At 71.3% G+C, this 23260-nt stretch carries 24 protein-coding genes; 7 read left to right on the forward strand and 17 right to left on the reverse strand.

The genetic code is table 11. The features are described 5' to 3' along the window. Positions 1 to 180: 180 nt before the first annotated feature. The 3 genes from ACFWPS_RS44585 to ACFWPS_RS44595 are packed head-to-tail and all read right to left on the reverse strand — an operon-like array spanning position 181 to position 3089. Positions 181 to 1443 carry an amidohydrolase family protein gene (locus ACFWPS_RS44585; protein ID WP_383717363.1) on the reverse strand — a complete coding sequence of 421 codons (1263 nt, stop codon included), beginning with the start codon at positions 1441 to 1443 and terminating at the stop codon, positions 181 to 183. Further along, positions 1443 to 1772, reverse strand: coding sequence for a hypothetical protein (locus tag ACFWPS_RS44590; RefSeq protein ID WP_383717364.1), 330 nt, complete (start codon positions 1770 to 1772; stop codon positions 1443 to 1445). Before ACFWPS_RS44590 ends, ACFWPS_RS44585 begins: the two co-directional genes overlap by 1 nt. Before the next feature lie 33 nt (positions 1773 to 1805). Then, entirely contained in the window at positions 1806 to 3089 is a 1284-nt protein-coding gene (locus ACFWPS_RS44595) for an aromatic ring-hydroxylating dioxygenase subunit alpha (protein WP_383717366.1), read from the reverse strand. Between the two features lie 136 nt (positions 3090 to 3225). Here ACFWPS_RS44595 and ACFWPS_RS44600 point away from each other — a divergent pair, with 136 nt between their 5' ends. The 3 genes from ACFWPS_RS44600 to ACFWPS_RS44610 are packed head-to-tail and all read left to right on the forward strand — an operon-like array spanning position 3226 to position 5879. After that, complete coding sequence (locus tag ACFWPS_RS44600) at positions 3226 to 4641, forward strand: aldehyde dehydrogenase family protein (RefSeq protein WP_383717369.1); 1416 nt, start codon at positions 3226 to 3228, stop codon at positions 4639 to 4641. An 18-nt stretch (positions 4642 to 4659) separates the two neighbouring features. Then, entirely contained in the window at positions 4660 to 5031 is a 372-nt protein-coding gene (locus ACFWPS_RS44605) for a carboxymuconolactone decarboxylase family protein (RefSeq protein ID WP_383717372.1), read from the forward strand. Then, positions 5028 to 5879 (forward strand): NAD(P)-dependent oxidoreductase, encoded by an 852-nt coding sequence (locus tag ACFWPS_RS44610; protein ID WP_383717375.1) that lies wholly within the window; start codon positions 5028 to 5030, stop codon positions 5877 to 5879. Before ACFWPS_RS44605 ends, ACFWPS_RS44610 begins: the two co-directional genes overlap by 4 nt. Here the strand turns inward: ACFWPS_RS44610 and ACFWPS_RS44615 are convergent. From ACFWPS_RS44615 to ACFWPS_RS44665, 11 genes are all read right to left on the reverse strand, one after another. Continuing rightward, complete coding sequence (locus ACFWPS_RS44615; protein WP_383717378.1) at positions 5855 to 6448, reverse strand: TetR/AcrR family transcriptional regulator; 594 nt, start codon at positions 6446 to 6448, stop codon at positions 5855 to 5857. The two genes, ACFWPS_RS44610 and ACFWPS_RS44615, sit on opposite strands and share 25 nt — an antisense overlap. Positions 6449 to 6537: 89 nt before the next feature. After that, positions 6538 to 7353, reverse strand: coding sequence for an NAD(P)-dependent oxidoreductase (locus tag ACFWPS_RS44620; RefSeq protein ID WP_383717381.1), 816 nt, complete (start codon positions 7351 to 7353; stop codon positions 6538 to 6540). A gap of 16 nt (positions 7354 to 7369) precedes the next feature. After that, the gene (locus tag ACFWPS_RS44625) at positions 7370 to 7870 is read right to left on the reverse strand and encodes a DoxX family protein (RefSeq protein WP_383717383.1); all 501 of its coding nucleotides are present in this window, start codon (positions 7868 to 7870) and stop codon (positions 7370 to 7372) included. Then, on the reverse strand, positions 7863 to 8777 hold the full coding sequence (locus ACFWPS_RS44630) for an alpha/beta hydrolase (protein ID WP_383717386.1): 915 nt from the start codon (positions 8775 to 8777) through the stop codon (positions 7863 to 7865). The genes ACFWPS_RS44625 and ACFWPS_RS44630 overlap by 8 nt, the downstream gene beginning before the upstream one ends. 16 nt (positions 8778 to 8793) lie before the next feature. Beyond that, a complete protein-coding gene (locus ACFWPS_RS44635; protein ID WP_383717389.1) occupies positions 8794 to 10470 on the reverse strand; it encodes an OB-fold domain-containing protein in 1677 nt (558 codons plus the stop codon). Further along, positions 10467 to 11837 carry a cytochrome P450 gene (locus ACFWPS_RS44640; protein ID WP_383717392.1) on the reverse strand — a complete coding sequence of 457 codons (1371 nt, stop codon included), beginning with the start codon at positions 11835 to 11837 and terminating at the stop codon, positions 10467 to 10469. Before ACFWPS_RS44640 ends, ACFWPS_RS44635 begins: the two co-directional genes overlap by 4 nt. A gap of 33 nt (positions 11838 to 11870) precedes the next feature. Next, the gene (locus ACFWPS_RS44645) at positions 11871 to 12071 is read right to left on the reverse strand and encodes a ferredoxin (RefSeq protein WP_383717394.1); all 201 of its coding nucleotides are present in this window, start codon (positions 12069 to 12071) and stop codon (positions 11871 to 11873) included. Positions 12072 to 12079: 8 nt separating this feature from the next. Next, complete coding sequence (locus tag ACFWPS_RS44650; RefSeq protein WP_383717397.1) at positions 12080 to 13465, reverse strand: ABC transporter substrate-binding protein; 1386 nt, start codon at positions 13463 to 13465, stop codon at positions 12080 to 12082. 57 nt (positions 13466 to 13522) lie between these two features. Continuing rightward, positions 13523 to 14728: a CaiB/BaiF CoA transferase family protein gene (locus tag ACFWPS_RS44655; protein WP_383717400.1), complete on the reverse strand. Its 1206-nt coding sequence runs from the start codon at positions 14726 to 14728 to the stop codon at positions 13523 to 13525. Next, complete coding sequence (locus ACFWPS_RS44660) at positions 14725 to 16191, reverse strand: aldehyde dehydrogenase family protein (protein ID WP_383717403.1); 1467 nt, start codon at positions 16189 to 16191, stop codon at positions 14725 to 14727. Before ACFWPS_RS44660 ends, ACFWPS_RS44655 begins: the two co-directional genes overlap by 4 nt. Beyond that, a complete protein-coding gene (locus tag ACFWPS_RS44665; protein WP_383717406.1) occupies positions 16188 to 16919 on the reverse strand; it encodes an SDR family oxidoreductase in 732 nt (243 codons plus the stop codon). The genes ACFWPS_RS44660 and ACFWPS_RS44665 overlap by 4 nt, the downstream gene beginning before the upstream one ends. Before the next feature lie 142 nt (positions 16920 to 17061). Between ACFWPS_RS44665 and ACFWPS_RS44670 the strand changes: the two genes are divergently transcribed. From ACFWPS_RS44670 to ACFWPS_RS44685, 4 genes are all read left to right on the forward strand, one after another. Next, positions 17062 to 17868 (forward strand): TauD/TfdA dioxygenase family protein, encoded by an 807-nt coding sequence (locus ACFWPS_RS44670; protein ID WP_383717409.1) that lies wholly within the window; start codon positions 17062 to 17064, stop codon positions 17866 to 17868. Further along, positions 17865 to 18590, forward strand: coding sequence for an SDR family NAD(P)-dependent oxidoreductase (locus ACFWPS_RS44675; RefSeq protein ID WP_383717412.1), 726 nt, complete (start codon positions 17865 to 17867; stop codon positions 18588 to 18590). The genes ACFWPS_RS44670 and ACFWPS_RS44675 overlap by 4 nt, the downstream gene beginning before the upstream one ends. Further along, positions 18587 to 19114, forward strand: coding sequence for a carboxymuconolactone decarboxylase family protein (locus ACFWPS_RS44680; RefSeq protein WP_383717415.1), 528 nt, complete (start codon positions 18587 to 18589; stop codon positions 19112 to 19114). The genes ACFWPS_RS44675 and ACFWPS_RS44680 overlap by 4 nt, the downstream gene beginning before the upstream one ends. Before the next feature lie 113 nt (positions 19115 to 19227). Beyond that, positions 19228 to 20181 carry a dihydrodipicolinate reductase gene (locus ACFWPS_RS44685; protein ID WP_383717418.1) on the forward strand — a complete coding sequence of 318 codons (954 nt, stop codon included), beginning with the start codon at positions 19228 to 19230 and terminating at the stop codon, positions 20179 to 20181. 75 nt (positions 20182 to 20256) lie between these two features. Here ACFWPS_RS44685 and ACFWPS_RS44690 read toward each other — a convergent pair whose 3' ends face one another. Genes ACFWPS_RS44690 through ACFWPS_RS44700 form a run of 3 tightly spaced genes read right to left on the reverse strand, consistent with a single transcriptional unit; the run spans position 20257 to position 23116 of the window. Then, on the reverse strand, positions 20257 to 21048 hold the full coding sequence (locus ACFWPS_RS44690; protein WP_383717421.1) for an enoyl-CoA hydratase: 792 nt from the start codon (positions 21046 to 21048) through the stop codon (positions 20257 to 20259). Between the two features lie 23 nt (positions 21049 to 21071). After that, on the reverse strand, positions 21072 to 22229 hold the full coding sequence (locus ACFWPS_RS44695) for an acyl-CoA dehydrogenase family protein (RefSeq protein ID WP_383717423.1): 1158 nt from the start codon (positions 22227 to 22229) through the stop codon (positions 21072 to 21074). Then, positions 22226 to 23116 carry an acyl-CoA dehydrogenase family protein gene (locus tag ACFWPS_RS44700; protein ID WP_383717425.1) on the reverse strand — a complete coding sequence of 297 codons (891 nt, stop codon included), beginning with the start codon at positions 23114 to 23116 and terminating at the stop codon, positions 22226 to 22228. Before ACFWPS_RS44700 ends, ACFWPS_RS44695 begins: the two co-directional genes overlap by 4 nt. Between the last annotated feature and the right edge of the window lie 144 nt (positions 23117 to 23260).

Raw genomic sequence — 23260 nt, forward strand, 5'->3', positions numbered from 1 at the left:
CTGCCTGGGCACGCACCGCGAGCCCTCTCGCAGCGATGGGCCCGGACCGTCGGACACAGACCGCAGGCGGTCTCCCGCGCAGTGCCGTGCGCCCGTCCGCAACGCGAAGAAACCGCCGGTCGGCACCGCGTCGCCCCCCTTCGACGCGGTGCCGACCGGCCGCTGCGTGCCGTGCGGCGGTCAGGAATTCTGCGTGTCGTCGCGGTACACCCGGCCCCCCTTCATCACGAAGCACACCCGCCCCGTGACGGACAGGTCGGCGAGCGGGTCGCCGGGGACGGCGATGACGTCGGCGAGCAGGCCCGGCCGCAGCCGGCCCCGGTCGTCGGCGCCGATCAGCTCGGCGGCGACCGTGGTGGCGGCGCGCAGGGCCTGGAGCGGCCGCATGCCCCGGTCGACGAGGGCAAGCAGTTCCAGGGCGCCCTTGCCGTGCGGGATGGCGGGCGCGTCGGTGCCGAAGGCCACCTTGACACCGCGCCGGATCGCGCGGGCGGTGGACTCACGGGCGCGAGGGAAGACCTCGGCGGCCTTCGCCCGCAGCTCCGGGTCCGCGTGCTCGGTGTTCATGCCCTCGGTGAGATACGTGGTGGCCACCAGGAAGGTGCCGCGTTCCACCATCAGGTCGAGGGTGGCGTCGCTGGCGAGGAAGCCGTGCTCGATGCAGTCGATGCCGGCCTCGACGGCGGCCCGGATCGCCGAGTCCCCCATGCAGTGGGCGGCGACCCTGAGGCCCGCCCGGTGTGCCTCGTCGACGACGGCGTGGAGTTCCTCGTCCGAGTACTGCTGCGCGCCCGCCGGGCCGGTATGTGACATGACACCGTTGGAGGCGCAGACCTTGATGACCTTCGCCCCGTACTTGATCTGGTACCGGACCGCCTTGCGCACCTCCGCCACGCCGTCGGCGATGCCCTCCTCCACGGTCAGGGGCAGCACGCCTGGCGCGAACGCCTGGAACATGGTCGGGTCGAGGTGCCCGCCGGTCGGTGCGATCGCGTGCCCGGCGGGCACCACGCGCGGTCCGTCCACCCACCCCAGGTCGATCGCCTTCTTCAGGGCGACGTCCAGGAGCACGCCCCCGGTCTGCACGAACAGACCGAGGTTGCGTACGGTCGTGTACCCGCGGTGCAGGGTCCGGCGGGCGTTGGCGACCGCCCGCAGGGTGCGCAGCGCCGGATCCTCCTGGACCGGGATCAGCGGGCTGCGGTGGTCGGGGCCGCCGAGGAAGAGGTTGACCTCCATGTCCATCAGGCCCGGCATGAGGGTGACGTCCCCGAGTTCGTGGACGACCGTGCCCTCCGGCAGTCTTTCCGGCTGCATCTCGGCGATGTGCTCGCCGACCACCAACACCTCACCCGGCTCGACCAGTTCGCCCTTGTCGACGTCGAGGAGCCGGGCCGCCCGCAGGAGCACGGGCGGCCTTGGCGCCGTCTCCCGGCCCGCCATCACACGGCGGGTTCGACGACGGCGTGGATGCCGGCGGGACCGCTGTCCGGGACCCTCGGCTGGCCCCACGCCTCCACCGGGAAGGCGACGGTCACCAGCGAGCAGAACGCCCACAGCAGGTTCCTGTCCTGCTCGCCGATCCCCGCCATGCCGACCTGCTCCAGATACACGGTGCCCTTCTGCAGCAGCGGGAACGCCACGTCGTAGAAGGCCTGCAACTCCTCCATGGTGCTGGCGACGCGCTTGGCGTAGCGGGCGCGCTCGCCTTGGATCGCCCAGTCCGCGAACGGCTCCAGTTCGTGGAACCCGTCGGGAAAGACCGTGGTCATCTCTGCACTCTCCCTGTCTGCTCGATGGACGTCTCAGGACGCGGGGGCCGGCGCCACCGGCTGCTCGTGGGCGCGCACGAACCGCTGTGCGGTGGCGTGCAGGTGGCGCAGCAGGACCTCCTGGTCGCACAGCGGGAACTCGTCCACGGTGCGCGACTCCAGCATGGTCTGGGTGGCCTCCAGGGTGTTGCCGTCCTGCAGGCCGTACTCCTTGAAGGACACCACCGCGAGTTCCTGCTGGAGCCGCTGGAAGGCGTTCTCGGGCGGGACGAAGTAGCAGGTGCCCTCGAAGATGTGGGTGTTGTAGGAGGTCGGCCAGTAGTGGTAGGTCAGCACCCAGTTCGGCCGCCAGACGAGCAGCATGAAGTTGGGGAAGAAGACGAACGAGTCCATGCCCCAGACCTTGCTGCGGGTGGGGTTGATCGCCGGCGGCAGCTGCTCGGTGGTCAGGCCGATGTCGGGGGCCTCCCAGGGCCCGAACAGGCCACTGCGCAGCGCCCGTTCGACGGGTTTGACCATCGCCCGCTCCTTCGGCGGGGCGATGCCGCCCCAGGAGGAGACCATGCTGTGCGGGCCGTCGATGTCGTACGACAGCGCCTCGTAGCCGTATTTCTTGATCTTGGCGGCCTCTTCGGAGACGTACTGGCCGGAGTGCAGGATCGGCGCGTGGTAGAACTCGGCGAACGCGTCGATGAACAGCTTCCAGTTGCTGCCGATCTCGGCGCGGTACTTGTGCACCTGGGTGAGCTTGTGGAAGGGGTAGCCCTCGATGCCGTGGGCGAACCGGCCGAGGTAGTCCCGCAGCGATGTGGTGTTGTCGGGGTCGAGGTTGACGAAGACGAACCCCTCCCACACCTCGGTCTGCACGGCCAGCAGCCCGTACTTCGACTTGTCGACGTCGAAGAACTCCGACTCCTGCTGGACGAAGGCGAGTTTGCCCTCCAGGTCGTAGCGCCAGGCGTGGTACTTGCAGGTGAAGGCACGGCAGGTGCCCTTGGTCTCCTCGCGGGGGTAGTCGTCCCACACCAGCTTGTTGCCGCGGTGGCGGCAGACGTTGTGGAAGGCGCGCACCTCGCCGTCGGTGCCGCGCACCACGACGACGGAGGCGCGGGCCGCGTCCAGCTCCTTGGTGAAGTAACTGCCCTTGCGGGGCAGTTGTTCGACCCGCCCGACGTTCAGCCAGGTCCGCCGGAAGATGGCGTCCCGCTCCAGTTCGTAGAACTCCGGTGAGATCGAGTCCGCGTAGGAGACCGGCTCCGTACCGATCTTGAAGTGCTCGGTCCAGCTGCCCTCGGCGGGCTTCGGGAAGTGCGCCATGAGTGGGAACCTCCGGTCGGTTGACAGCCCCACGATAACAATCGTCTCTGATTTGGAGAATAGCGTTTCCGTATTCTGCATATGGAACCTATGGTCGGGTCATCGGCCCCGCGCTTCTCACGAGTGGAGGACGCCCTTGACGACACGCCACGACCACTGGATCGAAGGCCGCCCCGAGCCGCCGGCGAGCGGCACCTGGCTGGCGACGCTCGATCCGGCCACCCGGCTGCCCGGCGACGAGATCGCGGCGGGCGGCGCGGCCGACGTCGGGCGTGCCGTCGCCGCGGCGGAACGGGCCCGGCACGGCTGGGCCGCCCGTTCCCCCGCCGAGCGCGGAGCGGTCCTGCACCGGATCGCGGACGCGATCGAGGCCGACGCCGGCACCCTGATGCGGCTGGAGCGCGAATGCACCGGGAAGGTCCCCGCACAGCTGCGGCTGGAGGCGGACATGTCGGCGGCCTACTTCCGCTACTACGCGGGGGTGGTACGGGCCGCCGGTCACGGGCAGGTCATCGAGCAGGGGGCGGGCGTCCACACGTACACGCGCTACGAGCCGTACGGCGTGGTCGGCGTGATCACCCCCTGGAACCTGCCCCTCAACCAGGCCTGCCGGGCCCTGGCCCCCGCCCTGGCGATGGGCAACGCCGTGGTGGCCAAGCCCTCGGAGTTCACCTCGGCCTCGACGCTGCACCTGGCCCGGCTGGCCACCCGTGCCGGTCTGCCGGACGGGGTGCTGAACGTGGTCACCGGCACCGGGCCGGACGCCGGTGAGGCACTGGCCGCCCATCCGGGCGTGCGGCGCCTGGCCTTCACCGGGTCGGTGGCCACGGGCCGGTATCTCGCGGGCGTGGCGGGCGGCCGGCTGGTCCCGGTCACACTGGAACTGGGCGGCAAGTCACCGCTGGTGGTGTTCGCCGACGCGGACCTCGACCGGGCCGTGGCCGCCGCGGTGACGGCGGTCGGGGCGAACTCCGGGCAGGTGTGCTCGGCCACCGCCCGGCTGCTGATCGAGGAGTCCGTGCACGACGAGGTGGTGGACCGGGTGGTCACGGCCGTGGAGAAGCTGCGCCCCGGCGTGGACTTCGGCCCGCTCATCACCGAGGCGCAGTACGGCAGGGTGCTGGAGTTCCTCGCCGGCGCACCGGCGCCGCCCGCCACCGGCGGCGGCCCGTACCCGCGGGGGCCCGAGGCGCGCGGCCTGTACATCCGGCCCACCGTGTACGCCCGGGTGGACCCGCACGCGCGCATCGCCCGCGAGGAGGTCTTCGGACCGGTCCTGGTCACGCTGGCTTTCCGCGACGAGGCGGAGGCGCTGGCCTTGGCCGACGACACCGACTACGGGCTGGTGGCGGCGGTGTGGAGCGGCGACCTGGCGCGCGGGCTGCGGCTCGCCGAGCGGATCGAGGCGGGGCAGGTGGCGGTGAACGGCGGCCCGCTCACGATCGAGACGCCGTTCGGCGGGTACCGGCACAGCGGCCACGGCCGGGAGAAGGGCCTGGCGGCACTGTACGAGTACGCGCAGCTCAAGACCGTCAGCGCGAGCCTGGGCTGACCAGGGAGGGGATGACCGATGTACGACGAAGCAGCGCAGCGGGCCGCACGGGCGGTGCGCCGTGAGGTGATCGGCGACGACGGCACGGCGGCCGCGGACACCCTGCCGGCCGGGTACCAGGACTTCGTCACGGCGACGGCCTGGGGGGTCTGGGCCCGCGGCGGGCCGCTGAGCCGGCGCGACCGCAGTCTGCTGGTGCTGGCGATGACGGCCGCGACGGGCCGGATGGGTGCCTTCCGCATCCATCTGGAGGCGGCGCCGCGCGCCGGTGTCACCGACGCCGAGATCGACGAACTCCTCTTCCAGCTGACCGCCTACTGCGGTGCGCCGGCCGGAAACGAGGCGTCATTGATCCTTCGCCAGGTGCGGGCCGCGCGGGAGGCGGTGTGAACAGGAGCCGGGCGGTGGGCTTCATCGGGCTGGGCAACATGGGCGGGGCGCTGGCGACGAACCTGGTGCGCGACGGCTTCGAGGTGGTGGCGTACGACGCCGCCGGTCCGGCCCGCACCCCCGACGGCGCCCGCTGGGCACCGAACCCGGCGGAGGTGGCCCGAGCCGTCGGAACAGTGGTGCTGAGCCTGCCGGACGGCACGGTCTGCGGGAACGTCGTGGGTGACCTCCTGGCCACGAGGGACCGGCGGGTCACCCACCTCGTGGACACCTCCACCGTGGGGGTGGCGGCCGCCCGTCATCTGGCCGCCACCGGGCTGTCGTACGTCGACGCGCCCGTGTCGGGCGGAGTCGCGGGGGCGCGGAAACGCACCCTGATGGTCATGTACGCGGGCTCCGACGAGGACTGCGCGCAGGTCGAACCGGTGCTCGCGGGGCTGAGCGACCGCAGGCGCAGGGTCGGTGACCGCCCCGGGCAGGCGCAGGCATTGAAGCTCGCCAACAACTTCCTGTCCGCGACCGCGCTGGCGGCGGCCAGCGAGGCCGTGGCCTTCGCGCGGGCCGCCGGACTGGACATGGGTGTGCTGCTGGACGTGCTCAACGCGTCCAGCGGTCGCAGCGGGGCCACGATCGACAAGTTCCCGCAGGAGGTGCTGACCGGTCGCTATGCCTCGGGGTTCAGCAACTCGCTGATGGCCAAGGACCTGCGGCTGTATCTGCGCGAGGTGGACGAGACGGACGGGCCCGTGGCGCTCGCCGCCATCACGGAGGCGGTGTGGGAGGCGTTCGCCACGGCCGAGCCGGACGTCGACTTCACCCGCATCTATCCGTTCGTCAGCGGCAGTTGAGGCTCCGGGACGCTGTCGGTGCCGAGCAGTACGGACAGCGCCTCGCGCACGATCCGGGGGTAGCGCTCGGCGTCCTGGTCGACGAGCCACAGCTGGTGGACGCCTTCGATGAGGGCTAGGACAGCGGCCGCGGCGGTCCGCGGGTCCAGTCCGCTGGGCAGCCGCTCTCCGTATCGCTCGATCAGATGGGCGGTGAGATGCTCCTGGAGGGACCGGCTGCGTTCGCGGACGTAGCCGCAGGCCGGTTCCTGGCCGGTGACCGCCTCGGCGAGGACCACAGTCTGCACGGTGGCGAGCGAGGGATGGTGCACTTCGAAGGCCACGGCCTCGGCGAAGTCGCCGGCCCAGTCCTCGCCGAGCCTGCGTCCTGCGAGGTGCTCCCGGGCGAGCTCTTCGCGGAAGGCGAGGAGGTCGAGGAGCAGCCGCTTCTTGCTGGGGAAGTAGTGCAGCACGCCCTGCCGGGTGAGGCCGGCGCGCTCGGCCACCGCGTCGATCGAGGTGCCCTTGAACCCGCGTTCGGCGAAGACCTCCAGGGCCGCTTCCAGGATCTGCTGACGCCTCGCGGACACCACGTGGGGCCCCTTCCGCCGTTGGAGAGGTGCCCGCCCACACTATGCAGGGGCGCCTCGGCAGGGCGAGAGGGCGTACTGGATCGGCCTCATTTCCCCATCGCGGCCAGGGCGGCGAGCGCGGCCTCGCGGAGTGTCGCACGCGTGTCGGCACCGGCCGTGTCCACGATGTCGGCGAACAGACGGACGTCCTTGGCGAGCAGCCCACCCGCGTGCGCGGCGATGCGGTCGAGGGTGCCGCCCGCGTCGGCCACCCGGTCCAGCGCGAAGCTGGCCGCGCTGCCGCGGGGCAGGACCCGGGAGAGCTCGGCCCGGTCCAGGCCGAGGGCGGCAGCCACCCCGAGCGCGTCGGCGGCGAGCCCCAACTGGGCAGTGAACAGCACGTTGTTGAGGATCTTGGCGAGTTGTCCGGAGCCGGTGGGCCCGAGGTGGACGACGGGATCGCCGTACGTCTCGAACACCGGGCGGCAGTAGGAGAAGACCTGGGGGTCACCGCCCGCCATGACGAGCAGGGTGCCCTGCTCGGCGGCCCGGCCGCCCCCGCTGACCGGCGCGTCGAGGAGGGAGACACCGGAGGCCCGGGCCACCGCCTCCAACCGGCGGCAGGTGCCGGGATGCACGGTGGAGTGGACGGCGATCACCCCGCCCCTGCGCAGCCCGGCGAGGACCCCGTCCGGGCCGGTGACCACCTGCTCGACGTCGGCGTCGTCGACGACGCACAGGCACACCAGGTCGCTCGCGGCGGCCAGTTCGGCGGGCGAGCCTGCCGTCTTGGCGCCGCTGTCCGCGAACCGGGCGAGCGTGGCGGGTCTGCGGGCCCACAGGGTCGTCTCGTGTCCCGCCCCGGCGATCCGCCGGGCCATGGGCGCGCCCTGGCTGCCCAGTCCGATGAAGCCCACACGCATGGGTGCCCTCCTCACGTCAGGTCGTCTTCCGCGGGCGCCAGAACACCGCCAGCAGTCCGGCGGTGGCCACCACACCCACCGCGAGCACGACACCGGCCCCCGTCCATCCGGTCACCGTGATGTCCGCCGCCGTGTCGAGTGCGTACTTCCCCGGTCCCCAGGCGCCGAGCGCGACCGCGAGCACTCCGAGGACGAGGACGTACTCGTAGCCCTCCTTGAACACGAAGAAGCCGTGCGGCCGGTGGGCGAGCAGGCCGGCGACCAGCGTCACCGACAGTACGGCCGCGCAGGCGAGCGGGGTCAGCATGCCCAGCGCGAGCAGGCCGCCCGCCCCGAGTTCGGTGAGCACGCTCAGCCAGGCCTGCAGCCGGGGCCGGGTCAGACCGAGGCCGCCGAACCAGCCGGCGGTCCCCTGGATCCCGCCCGGGCCGCGCCAGTGGTTCCAGCCGTGCGCCACCATGACCGCGCCCAGCACGAGCCGTACGGCGAGCAGTGCCGCGTCCGAGGCCTCACCCATCGCGGTGCCGCCGCTCCGCGGGCAGCGCCTGGACGCCCAGCGCACACTCCTCGGCGAAGGCGAGGACGTGCAGGTGGTAGGCGAGGGCGGTACGGCCGACGCTGGTGTTGTGGCCGGCGCCCGCCTGCTCGTGCACGACGACGCGGGGCGATCCGGTGAACATCGAGGCGAGGTCCGCCAGCCCCTCGGGGCCGTTGGCCCACACCTGCTCGTGCTCGGCGAGGGTGAGGTGGACGGGCACCGGCACCTGTCCCGAGAGCCGGGCGAACTCCTCCTGCCAGTTCTCCCGGTGCCCCTCGTAGGCGGGCGAGGCGGAGCCGATGTGCCGGCCGCCGTACACGTCGGGCGGGTAGGCGTGCGGCGGATCCCACAGTGCACGGCGGAGGTTGGGCCGGGTGCGCGTCGGATCGCGGCGCCACTCCTCCATCGCCAGCACCGAGCGGGGGTGGTGGACGCGGCCCATCCCGGCGAGCTCCACGCCGAGCAGACCGGCGCCCCGCTGGTCGCTCGCCATGCGGACGGCCAGTTCACAGCCCGCCGAGTGTGCCCAGAGGAACACGCCGAGGCCGCGCTCCTGGCCGTCCAGCAGTGCGGACACGGCCTCGTAGGCGAGGTCGGTGCGCTGCTCGGGAGTGCCCATCCGGTCCTCGTACCCGGCCGAACTGCCGTAGCCGGGGCGGTCCAGGGCCAGGACGGTGAAGCCCGCGGCGGCCGCGGTGCGCAGGAGGGAGAGCCGGGGGTGGCCCGGATGGTCGAAGTAGGCGGAGGTGGTGGCGCCGCCGTGCAGGGCCACGATCACGGCCTGCGGGCGTGGCACCTCGGCGAGCAGTCCGGAGACGGGCACTCCGTGCACGTCGGCCACCAGCCGTCGTACCGCGTGGGCGAGTTCGGGTTCGAGCGAGGTCATGCGACCGTCCTGGATGTCATCCGTCCGTCCTGAGCAGGAGAACGCCGCTGGGGGTGAGCCCGCCGCTGGAGACCACCGCGGTACGCGCACCGGCCACCTGGCGGGCGTCGGCCTCGCCGCGCAGCTGGAGCACCGCCTCGTGCACCAGGCCCATGCCGTGGGTGCGGCCGTGCGAGAGCTGGCCGCCGTGCGGGTTCAGGGGCAGTACCCCGTCGCGGGCGATGTTCTTGCCGCCGTCCAGGAAGTCCCGGGCCTCGCCGATGCCGCAGAAGCCGAGCGCCTCGATCCAGGACAGGCAGTTGAAGGTGAATCCGTCGTAGAGGAGGGCCACGTCCACGTCGGCGGGGCCGAGGTCGGTGCGGGTCCAGAGGTGCGCGGCCTGGCCGAGCACCTGGGGTTCGTGGGTGAGGGTGGACTGGTCCCACTCCGGGCGTTCGAGGATCTGGGTGCCGACGGCCTCGAAGCGGACCGGGGGCCTGGGAAGGTCGGGGGCCGTCTCGGCGGCGGAGACCACGACGGCCGTCGCGGCGTCGCAGGGGACGTCGCAGTCGTACAGGCCGAAGGGGGTGGTGACGGTGCGTGCGGCGAGGTAGTCGTCCATGGTGAGCGGGTCGCGGTAGATCGCGTCCGGGTGGCGGGCGGCGTTCGCGCGCTGGTTGAGGGCGATCCAGCCGAGGGTCTCGCGGGTGGTGCCGTAGCGGTGCATGTGCCGCTGGGCGTTCATCGCGAGCATCGTCGCCGGGGAGACGGCGCCGAAGGGCTTGAACCACCCTTCTGGGCCTGCTGGTTGGGCCGCCCGGATCCTGCCCTGCTTCAGCAGTTCGGCGTACGTCGACTCCCAGACCGTACGGAAGCACAGCACATGCCGGGCCAGGCCGCCCGCGACCGCCAGCATCGCGGCGATCAGCGAGCCGCCGGGGCCGAAGGTCTCCCCCGCGCCGTTGTGCCAGCCGGGGTGGATGCCGAGCGCGGACTCCAGTGCCGTGATGCCGCCCTCGGCGAAGCCGCCGTAGGCACCGCCGCCCGGGTAGGTGGCGAGGCCGTCGATGTCGTCGAAGGTGAGTCCGGCGTCGGCGACGGCCTTCTCGCAGGCCTCCACGGTGAGTTCGAGCGGTGGGACCATGAGCCGGCGGCCGATCCGGGAGGCTCCGGCGCCGCTGATGACCGCACGCTCCTCGAACCGGCGCGGGACGGGTGCCGCACGGACGTGTTCCCGCATGCGTTCCGGAGCGGGTTCGTCGGTGGGCAGCGGTGCGGGCTGGGGTTGCTCGGCGCACGGCCGGAACAGGGGCAGCCAGACGTCGTCGGCCTGCTCGAACACGACCTCCATGCGCATGCCCAGCCGCAGTTCCTCCGGTGTGCAGCCGACGACGTTGGTGGTCAGCCGGACCCGTGGATCCTCCTCGATCGCCACCTGGGCGACGACGAACGGGGTCGGCAGCCCGGGGAAGGGGAAGCGGTGGTTGACCGTGAAGCCGATGAGCGTGGCGCGGCCCGAGACCTCGCGGAGGCCGCCGGTGCGGCCCCGGCAGTACCGGCAGACGGGCTGCGGCGGATGGATCAGGGACGAGCAGGAGCCGCAGGTGCGGAAGCGGAGCCGTCCGTCGCGGCCGGACGTCCAGAAGAACTCGGTCTCCGGGGCGGTCACGGGCCGGGGGCGGGCGGCTCCGGGCTTCTCGTCGGGCGTGCTCAACGGAGCTTCGCCTCCGCCTTGCGTATCGTCACCGGTTCCGCCAACCCCTGTTCGTCACAGGCACGTTGGAGGGTCTCCAGGGTCTCCGCGAGGCCGGGGCCGAGTCGGCGGCCAGGGGTGAAGGTGGCCGGGAGGTGGCGCATGCCCTGGATGACGCCGATGGTCTCGTAGTGCACGGTGCCCTCGGGATCGCAGACGAAGTCCGGGACGCGGTCCAGGACATGGAGCAGCATCCGCTTGAAGACCGCACGGGCCACGTTGGAGCCGATGCACCGGTGGATACCGAGGCCGAAGGCGGTGTGCCGGTTGCCGCCGCGGGCGAGGTCGACGCGGTCGGGGTCGGCGAAGACCGCCGGGTCGCGGTTGGCCATCGCCCAGGACAGCCACAGCCGGTCGCCCTCCTTGAACTGCTTGCCCGAGATCTCGCAGTCCTCGGCGACCGTACGGCCGTCCCCGGGCGCCGGCGTGAAGTAGCGCAGGAACTCCTCGGTGGCCGTGTCGAGGAGGGTGTCCCGCTCGCGGCTGAGGCGCTCCCGCTCCTCCGGGTGCTCGGAGAGCCACTCCAGGGCATGCGCGGTCAGGGCGGTCGTGGTGTCGAAGCCGCCGCCGATGAGCAACGCGAGGGCGCCGACCAGGTCCCGCTCCGCCGGGGCCGTGCCGTCGAACTCCATGCGGACGAGGGCGTCGACGAGGCCGGGACGCGGGGCCGCCCGGACCTCCTGGAGGGTGTCACCGATGTCCTTGAGCATCGCCAGGTGGGCCTCCACCACCCGCGCCATGTCCGGCGAGTTGGGCGGGGTGTAGACGCCCGCGTGGGCGGGTTCGTTGTACAGCTCCCACTTCTTCAGCGGGATACCCATCATGGCGAGCGTGAAGACGGCGGGGACGATGTTGGCGAGGTCGTCGACGAAGTCGATACGGCCGCTCTCGATCCGTTCGTCGAGGCAGGCCCGGGTCACCTCGTCGATGAACGGGAACCAGCGCTTGATCGCCGCCGGGGAGAGATAGGGGTTGAGGACGTTGCGGTAGGCGCGCTGCTCGGGCGGGTCCATCTCCAGGAAACCGCCCCGCAGCCCCCTGCCGCGTGGCGGCGCCGGAATGCTGATGCCCTGGTAGCCGCGGCGCTCGCCGTGCACGTCATGGTCGTTGGAGAGCTTCTCGCCGGCCCGGGCGAAGGCGAGCAGCTCGCGGTTGCCGGCGGCGACCCAGTGGCCGCCGTAGGTGTCGGACCAGGCCAGCGGGCAGCCGGTGTGGAACTCCCCGGTCTTCTCCTCGAAGTGATGCCGGTACTCGGGGGCGTGCCGGTCGAAGTGGACCCGGGGCTGTTTGCGGGCCTCGTCGCCGGTGTCGTCCGGTGCGGTCGTCATGGGATGGCTTCCTCTCGGTCCGCCGGGTGCGGCTCAGAACACGCTGATGGCGCGTTCGGGGCAGGAGCGGACGGCCTCGACCACCGCGTCCTCCTGGTCGGCGGGGACGTCCTCGTTGACCGGTGAGGAATGCCCGTCGATCTCGCTCAGCTCGAAGACTTTCGGCGCCCGCATGGCACACAGGGTGTGGCCCTGGCAGCGCTCGGGGTCGACGCGTACCTTCACGTGACTCATCTCCCGTTTCATTTCAGGTCGGTCATCGACTTGCCGACGCTTGCGAGCGTGGCCGGCTTGCCGTAGTCGGCCTTGTACTTGTAGACGGGGGCGTCGCAGCGGTAGGCGCCCTGGTCGGGCTGGAAGTCGGCCGCCTGCCAGCCCTTGCTGGTCGCCTCGACGATGGAGTAGCACTTGGGCGGCTCCTTCGAGGTGAGGTCGAACGGAGCCTGCAGACCGCCCGCCGTCCAGTCGGTGTTCTTCACCGCGTTGTCGTACACGCAGGTGCGGGTGAGGGTCGCGCAGTCACGGGCCGCCGTGGCGAACAGCAGCCAGGCGGAGAAGGCGCGCAGGGCCGGGTAGGTGACCTGCTTGTCCGGCGCGTACTTCTTGTAGAGGTCGATGACCTGCTGGGTGGCGGGGTTGGAGGCGGCGCTCTCCAGCGGGGCGGTGGCGAACAGTTCGGCGTAGTTGTGCTGCTTGGCCAGGGCGGTGCCGGCGAGTTGGAGGAAGGCCGGGCCGTAGGCGTTGCTGTTGGCGTCGATCCAGTCGGGTGTGTACCCGATGTTGGTGAGGGCCTGTTCCAGTTTGGCCAGGGAGGCGAAGTCGCCCAGGAAGACCAGGCCCTTGACGCCCTTGTTCTTGATCGACTGGGCGTACGGCGTCCAGTCGGAGACACCGGCCGCGGGGTAGAGGTCGCTGTACGAGACGGTTCCGCCGAGGCCGGCCACCGCCTCCTTGAACTGGGCGGCCATCACCTTGGTGACGGGCGAGTCACCGGCGATGATGCCGACCTTCTTCGCCGAGTCCGGGTACTTGTCCTTCAGCAGCCACGAGTAGTAGCCGGCGTACTGGAAGTACCCGGCGACGGACTGGGAGGCCATCACCTGGAGGTCGGAGCCGATGGCGCCGACCTGGCTGGACTGGCCGGGGAAGTTGGGCAGCAGGCACTTGAGGCGGTCCTGCACGCCGAGGCTGTCCAGTGCGGAGCCGCCGCCGACGAGCGCGAAGTCCGCCTTGCAGGCCTCCAGGACGCGCTGGCGGACCTCGGTCAGCCTGGTGTCGCGGGTGACGGGGTCGAGCTTGCGGCCGTTGATGCCGCCCGCGTCGTTGCACCAGGAGGTGAACACCTTGGCGGCGTCCACGAACTCGGAGTTCTTGCTGAAGCCGACGTCGGACATCACGCCCACCTGGATCTTGTCGGCGGTGACGCCCTGGGAGGTGGAGGACTTGGCGGTGCCGGGACCGCACACGTCTTTCAGCGTGCCGAAGTCTGTGCTGGACGGCCCCGATCCGCTCGCGGTGGGGCTGGCGTTGTGCGCGGCGTCGGAGCCGGTGGTGTCGTCGGAGCGCGTGGAACAGCCGGCCAGCAGCACCGCGGTCACGGTGACCGCGCCGATCAGCAGCCTGCGCATGGTGCCTCCTCGAAGGGCTCGGACACCGTCGTCCGAGGGAGGTGCGGAAGTGCGGGGTCAGGTGACCGCGCCGCTCGCCTTCAGGGCGAGGATGCGGTCCCAGTCGTAGCCGAGCTCGGCGAGGATCTCCTCGGTCTGCGCGGCGAACTCCGGTGCGGGGCCGAGGGTGATGTCCTCGACGTCGAACTGGACGGGGCTGGCGACGAGTTCGAGGTCACCTGCCTGTCCGAGGTAGCCGTTGGCGCGGGCCTGCGGGTCGGCGGCGGCCTGGAGGGTGTCCTGGACGGGGGCCCAGGGTCCGTCGAGGGCGGCGAACCGCTCGGACCATTCGGCGAGGGTGCCGCCCGCGATGATCTCCCGGAGGATCTTCACCGCCTCCTCGGTGTGCTCGGCGATGGCCTCGCCGGTGGCGAACCGGGGGTCCTCGGCGAGGTCCGGCCGCCCCAGGCAGTGGCAGACGCCCGGCCAGAACCTCGTCGGCTGGAGCATGACGAAGGAGATGTAGCGGTCGTCGGCCGTCCGGTAGAGGCCGGAGAGCGGGTTGCGGGGCGAACCGTGGGCGCTGGGCCGTACGCCCTCCCAGGCCCGCTCCAGGTGCAGGGAGAGGCCGATGGCGTGGCCCAGCGCCCACAGGCCGCTGCCGAACAGGGAGACGTCCACCACCGCCGGCTCACCGGTGCGCTCGCGGCGGAGCAGCGCGGCGGCGATGCCGCCGGCCAGGTTGGTGCCGGAGATGGTGTCGCCGTAGGCCGGTCCGGGCGGGCTGATCAGGCCCTCGGTGCCGGGCGGGGTGATGCTGGCGGCGGTGCCTGCGCGGGCCCAGAAGGCGGTCATGTCGTAGCCGCCCCGGTCCGCCTCGGGGCCGCGCGGCCCGAGGGCGCTCCCCCGGGCGTACACGACTCGGGGGTTGACGGCACGGATGTCGCCGACGTCGATGCCGAGGCGGGCCCGGGAGGCTGGCAGGAAGCTGGTGAGGAACACGTCGGCGTCCTTGGCCAGTTCGTACAGCACCTCGCGTCCCTCGGGCCTGGCGATGTCGAGGCCGATGGACCGCTTGCCGCGGTTGGCATGCGCGACGTTGGGGTTGGGGTCGCCCTCGACCCGGAAGGTGCCGGTCTGGCGCAGTCCGCGCTGCGGGTCGCCGTTCACGGCGTGCTCGACCTTGACGACGTCCGCACCCCAGTCGGCGAGCACGGCTCCGGCCGAGGGCACGAAGCCGTACATCGCGACTTCGAGGACCCGGATGCCCTCCAGAGGCCTCATGTCTGCTCCAGGGGTACGACGACCCGCGCGAAGGACTTCTCCTCCAGGAACTCCTCGAATCCCGGACGCCCGCTCTCCCGGCCGACGCCGGACTGCTTGTAGCCGCCGAACGGCACGTCGGGCGCGAAGTAGTTGCCGCCGTTGATGGAGAAGGTGCCGGTGCGGATGCGCCGGGCGAGACGGATCGCGCGCTGCTCGTCGGCGCTGTGCACGGCGCCGGACAGGCCGTAGCGGGAGTTGTTGGCGATCCGGACCGCGTCCTCCTCGTCGTCGAAGGGGATCACGGCTAGGACGGGGCCGAAGACCTCCTCCTGGGCGATCTCGCTGTCCGGGTCGACGTCGGCCAGGAGGGTCGGTTCGTAGAAGTAGCCGGGCTCGATCCGGTTGCCGCCGCGGACAAGGGTCGCGCCCGCCGCCACGGCTCGGCGCACCAGGCCGTCGACCTTGTCGCGCTGCTGCTCGCTGATCAGCGGGCCCATGGTGGTCTTGGGGTCGGTCGGGTCGCCGACGTTCACGCGTGCCATGCCGGCGGCGACCAACTGCACGATCCGGTCGTGGTGTTCGCGCGGTACGAGCAGCCGGGAGGTGAGGGCGCAGCCCTGGCCGGAGTGGGAGCAGATGGTGAACGCGGCGAACATGCCCGCCTTCACGAAGTCGGCGTCATCCAGGATGATCATGGCTGACTTGCCGCCGAGTTCGAGGAAGACCCGCTTGACGGAGTCCGCGGCCGCGGCCATGATCCGGCTGCCGGTGGTGGTGGCCCCGGTGAAGGTGACCACGTCGACGTCGGGGTGGGTGGTGAGCAGTTCGCCGACCTCGGCGCGGGCGGAGCTGAGCACATTGATGACGCCGGGCGGTATGTCGGTGTGCTCGGCGATGAGTTCACCGAGCGCGAGGGTGGTGAGCGGGGTCTGCGGGGCGCCCTTGAGGACGACGGTGCAGCCCGCGGCGAGGGCGGGGGCGATCTTGGCGAGGGCGAGCTGGTTGGGGTAGTTGTACGGCAGGATCGCGGCGACGACGCCGGCCGCCTCCTTCTCGACCCAGCGGTGGTGGCGCTGGCCACGCGACTCGATCTCGCCGAGGTCCTCGGAGAACTCGTAGGTCTCCAGCAGGTCGGCGTAGAACCTGACTATGCCGATGGGCTCGTCGAGCTGCGGTCCGTGGGTGAGCTGGCGTGGGGCGCCGACCTCGGCGATGGTCAGTTCGCGCAGTTCCTCGCGGTGCTCGTCGAGGGCCTGGTGGAGCCGGCGCAGGCAGCGCAGTCGCAGGTCGCGGTCCGTGGACCAGTCGGTGGTGTCGAAGGCGCGGCGGGCGGCGGCCACGGCGGCTTCGGCGTTGGCGGTCGTGGCGTCGGGGGCGTGGCCGAGGAGTTCACCGGTGGCGGGGTTGTAGGTGGGGAACGTGGTGTCGGCGGTGACGAGTTTGCCGTCGATCAGCTGGGACCTGCCGGCAGGCGCGCTCACAGCCGCACCAGCGATCCGCCGTCCACGGCGAGGATCTGGCCGGTGACCCAGGCCGCGTCGTCGGAGAGCAGGAACAGCAGCGCGCCCGCCTGGTCCGCCGGGGACCCCATGCGCTTGAGGGGGAAGGACTGCACCATGGCCGTGCGGTGCGCCTCCGGGATGATGCTGCGGGTCGCCTCGGTGTCCGTCGGCCCGGGCGCGATGGCGTTGACGCGGATGCCGCGCGGGCCGAGTTCGGAGGCCAACGAGACGGTGAGGTGGTTGACGCCGGCCTTGGCGAGCCCGTAGAAGCCGGTGGCCTGCCAGGCCGCGGTGGACGACTGGTTGACGATCGCCGCGCCCTCCTTCAGGTGCGGCAGCACGGCGCGGGTGACGTGCAGCGCGCCGAGCAGGTTCACCTTGAGGAACCGGTCCAGGTAGTCGTAGTCGACGGTGACGACGCCCTCGCGGCGCATCCCGTGGAAGATCGCCGCGTTGTTGACGAGGTGGTCGATCCTGCCGTACTCGCCCATCACGGTGGCGGCGAGCTGCTCGGCGGAGGAGGGGTCGGCCACATCGACCGCGACGAAGAGCGCGTCGCCGATGTCCATGGCGACGCGCTTGCCCTGCTCCTCGTTCAGATCCGCCACCACGACCCGCGCGCCCTCGGCGGCCAGTGCCCTGGCGTATCCCTCACCGATGCCCTGGCCGGCACCGGTGACGATCACCACCTTGTTCTGCAAGCGCATCCCAGCCTCCTTGCTCGGTTGGGCTGGAAACTACATTCTCACTTTGAGCGAATCAAGGACTCGAACACGAGAATCTCATGCTCTTCACTTCCCGCTCCACCATTTGGAGAATATGGTTCTCGCAAACGAAAGGGGAGTTTTCATGATCGACTCGAAGGCCGTACGCCCCTCGCTCGGCGTGGAGTTCACGGGCGTCGCGGACCCGCTCGACGACACCTTCGTGCATCGCTGCGTCGAGGCGCTCAAGTGGCGCGGTGTGCTGGTCGTACGCGGGCTGCACCTCGACGACGAGCAGCAGCTGGCGTTCAGCCGCCGGCTCGGCGAGGTGGTCGCGCTGCGCGGTCAGGAGATCTTCCCCATCTCGATCAACCCGGAGAAGAGCGCGAGCGCCAAGTACCTCAAGGGCGCCTTCTTCTGGCACCTCGACGGCACCAGCGACGACGTACCGGTCAAGGCGACCACGCTCACCGCCCGGCACGTGGCCACGGTGGGCGGCGGCACGGACTTCGCCAGCACCTACGCCGCGTACGAGAACCTGCCGGTCAAGGACCGCGAACGCTACGAGAGCCTGCGGGTGGTGCACACCTTCGAGGCGGCGCAACGGCTGGTGACCCCGGACCCCACCCCGGAGGAGCTGGCCGGCTGGCGCACCCAGCCTGCCCACGAGATGTCCCTGGTGTGGCGGCGCCGGGACGGCCGCCGCTCCCTCGTCGCCGGTGCCACCGCCGACCACGTCGTCGGAATGGACCCCAAGGAGAGCCGCGCCCTCCTCGACGCCCTGCTCGACTGGTCCACCCAGGAGCGGTTCCGCTACACCCACGACTGGGAGGTCGGCGACCTGGTCGTGTGGGACAACACCGGGATCCTGCACCGGGCGCTGCCGTACGACGAGAGCTCCGAGCGGCTGCTGCACCGGACCACGGTCGTCGGCGACGAGGCGTTCGCATGAGCGGGGCGGCGGAAGCGGCCCGCACGGCGGTCGTCACCGGCGGCGCCTCCGGCATCGGTCAGGCCATCGTCCGCCGTCTCACCGCCGACGGGCTGAAGGTCGCCGTACTGGACCTCACCCCCGGCACCGACGACTGTGCGTTCACCGTCGACGTCACCGACCGGGCCCAGGTCGACAAGGCGATGGACGCGGTGCGCGAGCGTCTCGGCCCCGTCTCGGTTCTGGTCAACGCGGCGGGCAAGGACGGCTTCACGCGCTTCGGCGACCTGTCCTTCGCCGACTGGCAGCGTGTCGTCGACATCAATCTCAACGGCGTCTTCCACTGCGTGCAGTCGGCACTGCCGGACATGTGGGAGGGGCGCTGGGGCCGGATCGTGAACATCTCCTCCTCCAGCACCCACTCGGGGCAGCCGTTCATGGCGCACTACGTCGCCGCCAAGTCCGCGGTGAACGGGCTGACCAAGTCCCTCGCACTGGAGCTGGGCCCGCGGGGCATCACCGTCAACGCGATCCCGCCCGGCTTCGTGGACACCCCGATGCTGCGCACCGCGGAGCGCGAACAGCGCCTCGGCGGCACCGTCGAGGACCACATCGCGCGCACCCCCGTCCGCCGCGTGGGCCGCCCCGAGGACATCGCCGCGACCTGTTCCTTCCTGGTCAGCGAGGAGGCCGGCTACATCACCGGCCAGATCATCGGCGTGAACGGGGGCCGCAACACGTGACGAGGCTGCCGCCGATACCGTACGAGGACTGGGACGCCGAGGCCCTGCGGCCGCTCACGGGCGGCCGTACCGTCCCGCCGTCCAACGCGCTCGGCCTCCTGCTGAACCATCCGCGCCTGGCCAAGGCCTTCCTGACGTTCAGCACCCAACTCGTCTACCGCGGCACATTGCCGGCCCGGATGCGCGAGCTGGCGGTCCTCCGGGTCGCCTGGCGCAACCGCTGCCGGTACGAGTGGGCGCATCACGTGCTGCTGGCCCGGGAGGCCGGTGTCACGGACGAGGAGATCGAAGGAGCACGCCAGGGCGTGGAGACCCTGGTGAACCGGGCGGTGGACGAACTCGACACCACCTCCTCGCTCTCGGACGCGCTGTACGCGGAACTGGCGAAGGAACTGGACGAGCCGCAGCTGATGGAGTTCGTGTTCGTCGTCGGCGCGTACCGCCTGCAGGCCATGGCGTACAACACCTTCGGTGTGGAGCCGGATGCGGGTATGGACGACGGAGGGATGGCGGGCGAGGGGTGAGGCCACATCGTCCCCGACCTCCCCGGTATCCGGAGCGGCCCCTACGGGTCGTCCAGTGGGCCACCGGAAACATCGGTACGCGCTCCCTCCGTGCCGTTGTCGACCATCCGCGCATGGCTCTGGCCGGTGTGTACGTCACGGGTCAGGAGAAGGCCGGGCGGGACGCCGGCGAGCTGTGCGGAGGTGGTCCGACCGGGGTCGTAACCACCTGCGACCCCGACGAGATATTCGCACTGGGCGCCGACTGCGTGCTGTACATGCCCCGCGCGACCGACCACGACGAGTTGTACGCCCTGCTGGCGTCCGGTGCGAACGTGGTGACCACGGCGGGCGGTTTCCACCACCCGCCCGGCCTGGATCCCGCGCTGCGGCTCCGGGTCGAGGAGGCCTGCGAGCGAGGCGGCACGTCGCTGTACGCCACGGGGAGCAGTCCGGGTTTCATCACCGAGGCCGTACCGCTCGTCCTGGCCTCCGTGCAGCGGAGTCTTGAGAAGCTGACCGTCCACGAGTACGCCGATCTGTCGCGCCGGAACTCACCTGGGCTGCTCTTCGACGTGATGGGCTTCGGGGCGGCTGCGGACGGTGCGTTCGACGAAGGCCGCCTGGCACACGTCCGGTCGGGTTTCGGGCCGTCCCTGCGGCTGGTGGCCGACGCCCTGGGCCTGCCCCTCGAATCCGTCGAGGCCCGGGGCCGGATCGCCACCGCCTCCCGCACGACCGCCATCGCCGCCGGAGTCCTTCGCGCGGGGACGGTGGCCGCGCAGCGGATCACACTGTCCGGCCGGCACGGCGGACGTACGCTGCTGGAGTTCGACGCGACCTGGTACTGCACCACGGAACTGGACGCGGACTGGGACCTGCGCCCCACCGGCTGGCATCTGACGGTCGACGGCGACACGCCCCTGGACGTCGACATGCGGTTCCCGGTACCGCTGGAGCGGCTGGCCGCCGTCTCCCCCGGATACACCGCACATCGGGCGGTCAACGCCGTCCCCGCCGTGTGTGCGGCCGCGCCCGGCATCCGTACGACCGTGGACCTCCCCCTGTTCACCGCGGACCTCGGCTGAGGCCGGGACGGTCCGCCGAGGCCGGGACGGTCGGCTCAGGTCCGGGACGGGAGAGGGCCCGGCCCCCTCCCCCGTTCAGCCCTGCTTCAGGCGGCTCTTCATCTCGTCCAGCCGGGTCAGGATCGGATAGCCGTCCACGCTCAGGGCGTTGCCGTGCCCGGTCTGGTGGATGTCGAAGACGGACTGGAGGGCGGCGTAGAAGCCCTGGACGTCGAGTGTCTGGTTGACGGCGCGCTTGGCCTGGCGCAGGCCGAACGACGGCATCCGCGCTATCCGCTGGGCCAACTCGTCCGTCGCCGGGCCGAGTTCGGCCAATGGCACGACCCTGTTGACCATGCCGACCTGTTCGGCCTCGTGCGCGGTCAGGGGGCGGCCGGTGAAGAGGATCTCCTTGGCCTTCCTGGGCCCCAGCTCCCAGGTGTGGCCGTGGTACTCGACCCCGCCGATGCCCATGTGGACCACCGGGTCGGAGAACTCCGCGTTCTCCGCGGCCACGATCAGGTCGCACGGCCAGCACAGCATCAGCCCGGCCGCGATGCACTTGCCCTGGACAGCCGCGATGGTGGGCTTCGGGATGTTGCGCCACTTCAGCGAGTATTCGAGGTACCGGCGCGTCTCGGCGGCGTAGATCCACTCCAGGGTGATCTCGCCGGGTCCCGGCCAGCGGTCCTTCAGGTCGTGGCCCGCGGAGAAGTGCCGGCCGTTCGCCCTGAGCACGACCACCTTCACCGCCTCCTCCCGGGCCGCGCGTGTCCAGGCGGCGTCGAGGTCGTCGAGGAGGGCCATGGTCTGGGCGTTGGCGGCCTCCGGCCGGTTGAGGGTGATCGTCGCGACGCCGTCCTCGACGTCGTACAGGATCTGGTCCATGACTGGGGTCCTCTGTCCGTCCTCTAACGCGGCAGGCCGAGGATGCGCTCGGCGACGATGTTGCGCTGGATCTCGCTGGTGCCGCCCGCGATGGTGCCGGCGAAACTGCGCGCGTACCGCTCGAACCAGCTGGAGATGAACGCCTCGTTGTTCATGTGGTGGTACGGCCCGGTGCGGGCGGGATGCCGCAGGGCGTCGGCGCCGTGGGCCTCCAGGGCGTACAGGGAGGCGGACTGGACGGCCTCGGAGCCGAGCAGCTTGAGGACGGACAGCTCGGCGGGGTCGCGGTCCGGACCGAGTTGCCGGTAGCCGAGCAGCCGTAGCGCCTGGAGGTCCATGAGAAGGGTGGCATACCACTCCTCACCCGCTCCGACGTCGGCCGCGTCCTGCACCAGGTCCTCCAGGCGTTCGGCGAACGACAGCCACAGCAGGGTGCGTTCGTGCCCCAGGGAGCCGTTGGCCACCCGCCAGCCCTCGTGGAGCGGTCCGACGAGGTTCTCGCGCGGTACTCGGACGTCCGTGAAGAACACCTCGTTGAAGTCGAGATCGTCCTCGGCTGCGATCGAGCCGAAGGGACGCCGTACGACGCCTTCGGTGGCCGTGGGGATCAGCAGCGCGCTGATCCCCTTGTGCTTGGGCGCGTCGGGGTCCGTGCGCACGAAGGCGAGCAGGACGTCGGCGTCGTGGGCGCCGGAGGTCCAGATCTTCTGCCCGTCGACGGTGAAGGCGTCACCGTCGAGCACCGCCCGGGTGCGCAGGGAGGCCAGGTCGGAGCCGGCCTCGGGCTCGCTCATCCCGAGCGCCGCGGTGATCTCGGCGCGCAGGATCGGCACGGCCCAGCGGCGCTTCTGCTCCGCGGTGCCGAAGGTGATCAGGGACGCGGCGATGATGCCGAGGCCCTGCGGGTTGAAGCTGTGGTAGATCCGGCGGTGCGCCAACTCTTCCAGATGCGCCAGCTGTTGCGGCAGCGTGGCGTCACGCCCTCCGAACTCCGCCGGCTGGCCGGGCAGCAGCCAGCCCTCGTCGAACAGGGTGCGCTGCCAGCGGCGCGCCCAGTCGGGGACGTGGGCGCTGGAGCGGGAGCGGTCCCGCGCCTCGGCCTCGGCGGGCAGGCGGGCGTCGAGGAAGGCGGCGAACTCGGCTCGGAACGCGGTCACTTCGGGATCGTCGGCGAGTCTCATGAGGCCAGCAGAGCCTTCCTGTGCGCGGATGCGGTGCCGAGGAGCAGGTCGCAGGCCTGGGCTCGCTTCAGGTGGTACTGGAGTTCGTTCTCCCAGGTGAAGCCCATGGCTCCGAAGAGCTGCAGCCCGTGCCGGAAGACCATCCGCTGGCATTCCCCCGCCGCGGCCTTGGCCATGTGGGCGGCCCGGGTGCGCCGGGGGTCGTCCTCCGCGATGGTCAGGGCGGCGAAGTGGGTGAGGGCGCGGGCGCGTTCGATCGCCACGTGCATGTCGGCGGCCTTGTGCTTGACGGCCTGGAAGGAGCCGATCGGGCGGCCGAACTGCACCCGCCGCTTCACGTGCTCCAGGCTCAGGTCGAGGATCCGGCGGCAGGCGCCGACCGCGGTGGCCGCCAGGCCGGCCAGCGCCAGGTCGGGCACGCCCTCGGTGAGGGCCCCGGCTTCGCCGAGGGCGCCTGCCTTGGTGAGGGCGCCTGCCTCGACCTCGGCCACGTGCAGGTTCGGGTCGAGCACGAGCACCCGGCGCGCCGCCAGTTCGGCGCCGGGTACGACGACCACGCCGTCCGACGTGAGCAGCGCGACCTCGTCGGCGCGGTCGGCGTCCAGGACGTAGCGGCCGGCGCCGTCGAAGACCGCGGTGCCGCTGCCGTCGGGGAGGCGACCGGTCAGCGGGGCGAACCAAGTAGCCGTGGCGAGAAACGGCGTCGGGTCTGCCGCGTAGCCCAACTCCTCAAGGATCAGGACGAGTTCGAGCGGGGGCGCCTCCAGCCAGCCGAGCCGGCGGTAGGTGCTCCACTGCTGGTCCTCGGGTCGGCCGCGCACCTTGGCAACCGTCTCACGCACCGTGCGCCGCAGCAGTTGCTGGTCCTCGTCGAGTTCAAACTCCACGCCCGCCTCCGCCCTGTCCGTACCCGGTGGCCGCACGTCGAGCGTGAGCCCGGATCGGCGAGAATAGCATTCTCTTTCAGTGAAAGTAATACTCTTGTTTCCTATGGAGTGCGATTCGGTAGGGGGAGTGCCCCTCCTTTTCAC

The sequence above is a fragment of the Streptomyces sp. NPDC058457 genome (genome assembly GCF_042720695.1).
In the GTDB taxonomy this organism is placed as follows: domain Bacteria; phylum Actinomycetota; class Actinomycetes; order Streptomycetales; family Streptomycetaceae; genus Streptomyces.

Coding starts and splice junctions, on each gene's coding strand:
- ACFWPS_RS44585 (WP_383717363.1), bottom strand. CDS start 1,443: ATGGCGGGCCGGGAGACGGCGCCAAGGCCGCCCGTGCTCCTGCGGGCG.
- ACFWPS_RS44590 (WP_383717364.1), bottom strand. CDS start 1,772: ATGACCACGGTCTTTCCCGACGGGTTCCACGAACTGGAGCCGTTCGCG.
- ACFWPS_RS44595 (WP_383717366.1), bottom strand. CDS start 3,089: ATGGCGCACTTCCCGAAGCCCGCCGAGGGCAGCTGGACCGAGCACTTC.
- ACFWPS_RS44605 (WP_383717372.1), top strand. CDS start 4,660: ATGTACGACGAAGCAGCGCAGCGGGCCGCACGGGCGGTGCGCCGTGAG.
- ACFWPS_RS44620 (WP_383717381.1), bottom strand. CDS start 7,353: ATGCGTGTGGGCTTCATCGGACTGGGCAGCCAGGGCGCGCCCATGGCC.
- ACFWPS_RS44625 (WP_383717383.1), bottom strand. CDS start 7,870: ATGGGTGAGGCCTCGGACGCGGCACTGCTCGCCGTACGGCTCGTGCTG.
- ACFWPS_RS44630 (WP_383717386.1), bottom strand. CDS start 8,777: ATGACCTCGCTCGAACCCGAACTCGCCCACGCGGTACGACGGCTGGTG.
- ACFWPS_RS44640 (WP_383717392.1), bottom strand. CDS start 11,837: ATGACGACCGCACCGGACGACACCGGCGACGAGGCCCGCAAACAGCCC.
- ACFWPS_RS44645 (WP_383717394.1), bottom strand. CDS start 12,071: ATGAGTCACGTGAAGGTACGCGTCGACCCCGAGCGCTGCCAGGGCCAC.
- ACFWPS_RS44650 (WP_383717397.1), bottom strand. CDS start 13,465: ATGCGCAGGCTGCTGATCGGCGCGGTCACCGTGACCGCGGTGCTGCTG.
- ACFWPS_RS44655 (WP_383717400.1), bottom strand. CDS start 14,728: ATGAGGCCTCTGGAGGGCATCCGGGTCCTCGAAGTCGCGATGTACGGC.
- ACFWPS_RS44665 (WP_383717406.1), bottom strand. CDS start 16,919: ATGCGCTTGCAGAACAAGGTGGTGATCGTCACCGGTGCCGGCCAGGGC.
- ACFWPS_RS44670 (WP_383717409.1), top strand. CDS start 17,062: ATGATCGACTCGAAGGCCGTACGCCCCTCGCTCGGCGTGGAGTTCACG.
- ACFWPS_RS44675 (WP_383717412.1), top strand. CDS start 17,865: ATGAGCGGGGCGGCGGAAGCGGCCCGCACGGCGGTCGTCACCGGCGGC.
- ACFWPS_RS44685 (WP_383717418.1), top strand. CDS start 19,228: ATGGCTCTGGCCGGTGTGTACGTCACGGGTCAGGAGAAGGCCGGGCGG.
- ACFWPS_RS44690 (WP_383717421.1), bottom strand. CDS start 21,048: ATGGACCAGATCCTGTACGACGTCGAGGACGGCGTCGCGACGATCACC.
- ACFWPS_RS44695 (WP_383717423.1), bottom strand. CDS start 22,229: ATGAGACTCGCCGACGATCCCGAAGTGACCGCGTTCCGAGCCGAGTTC.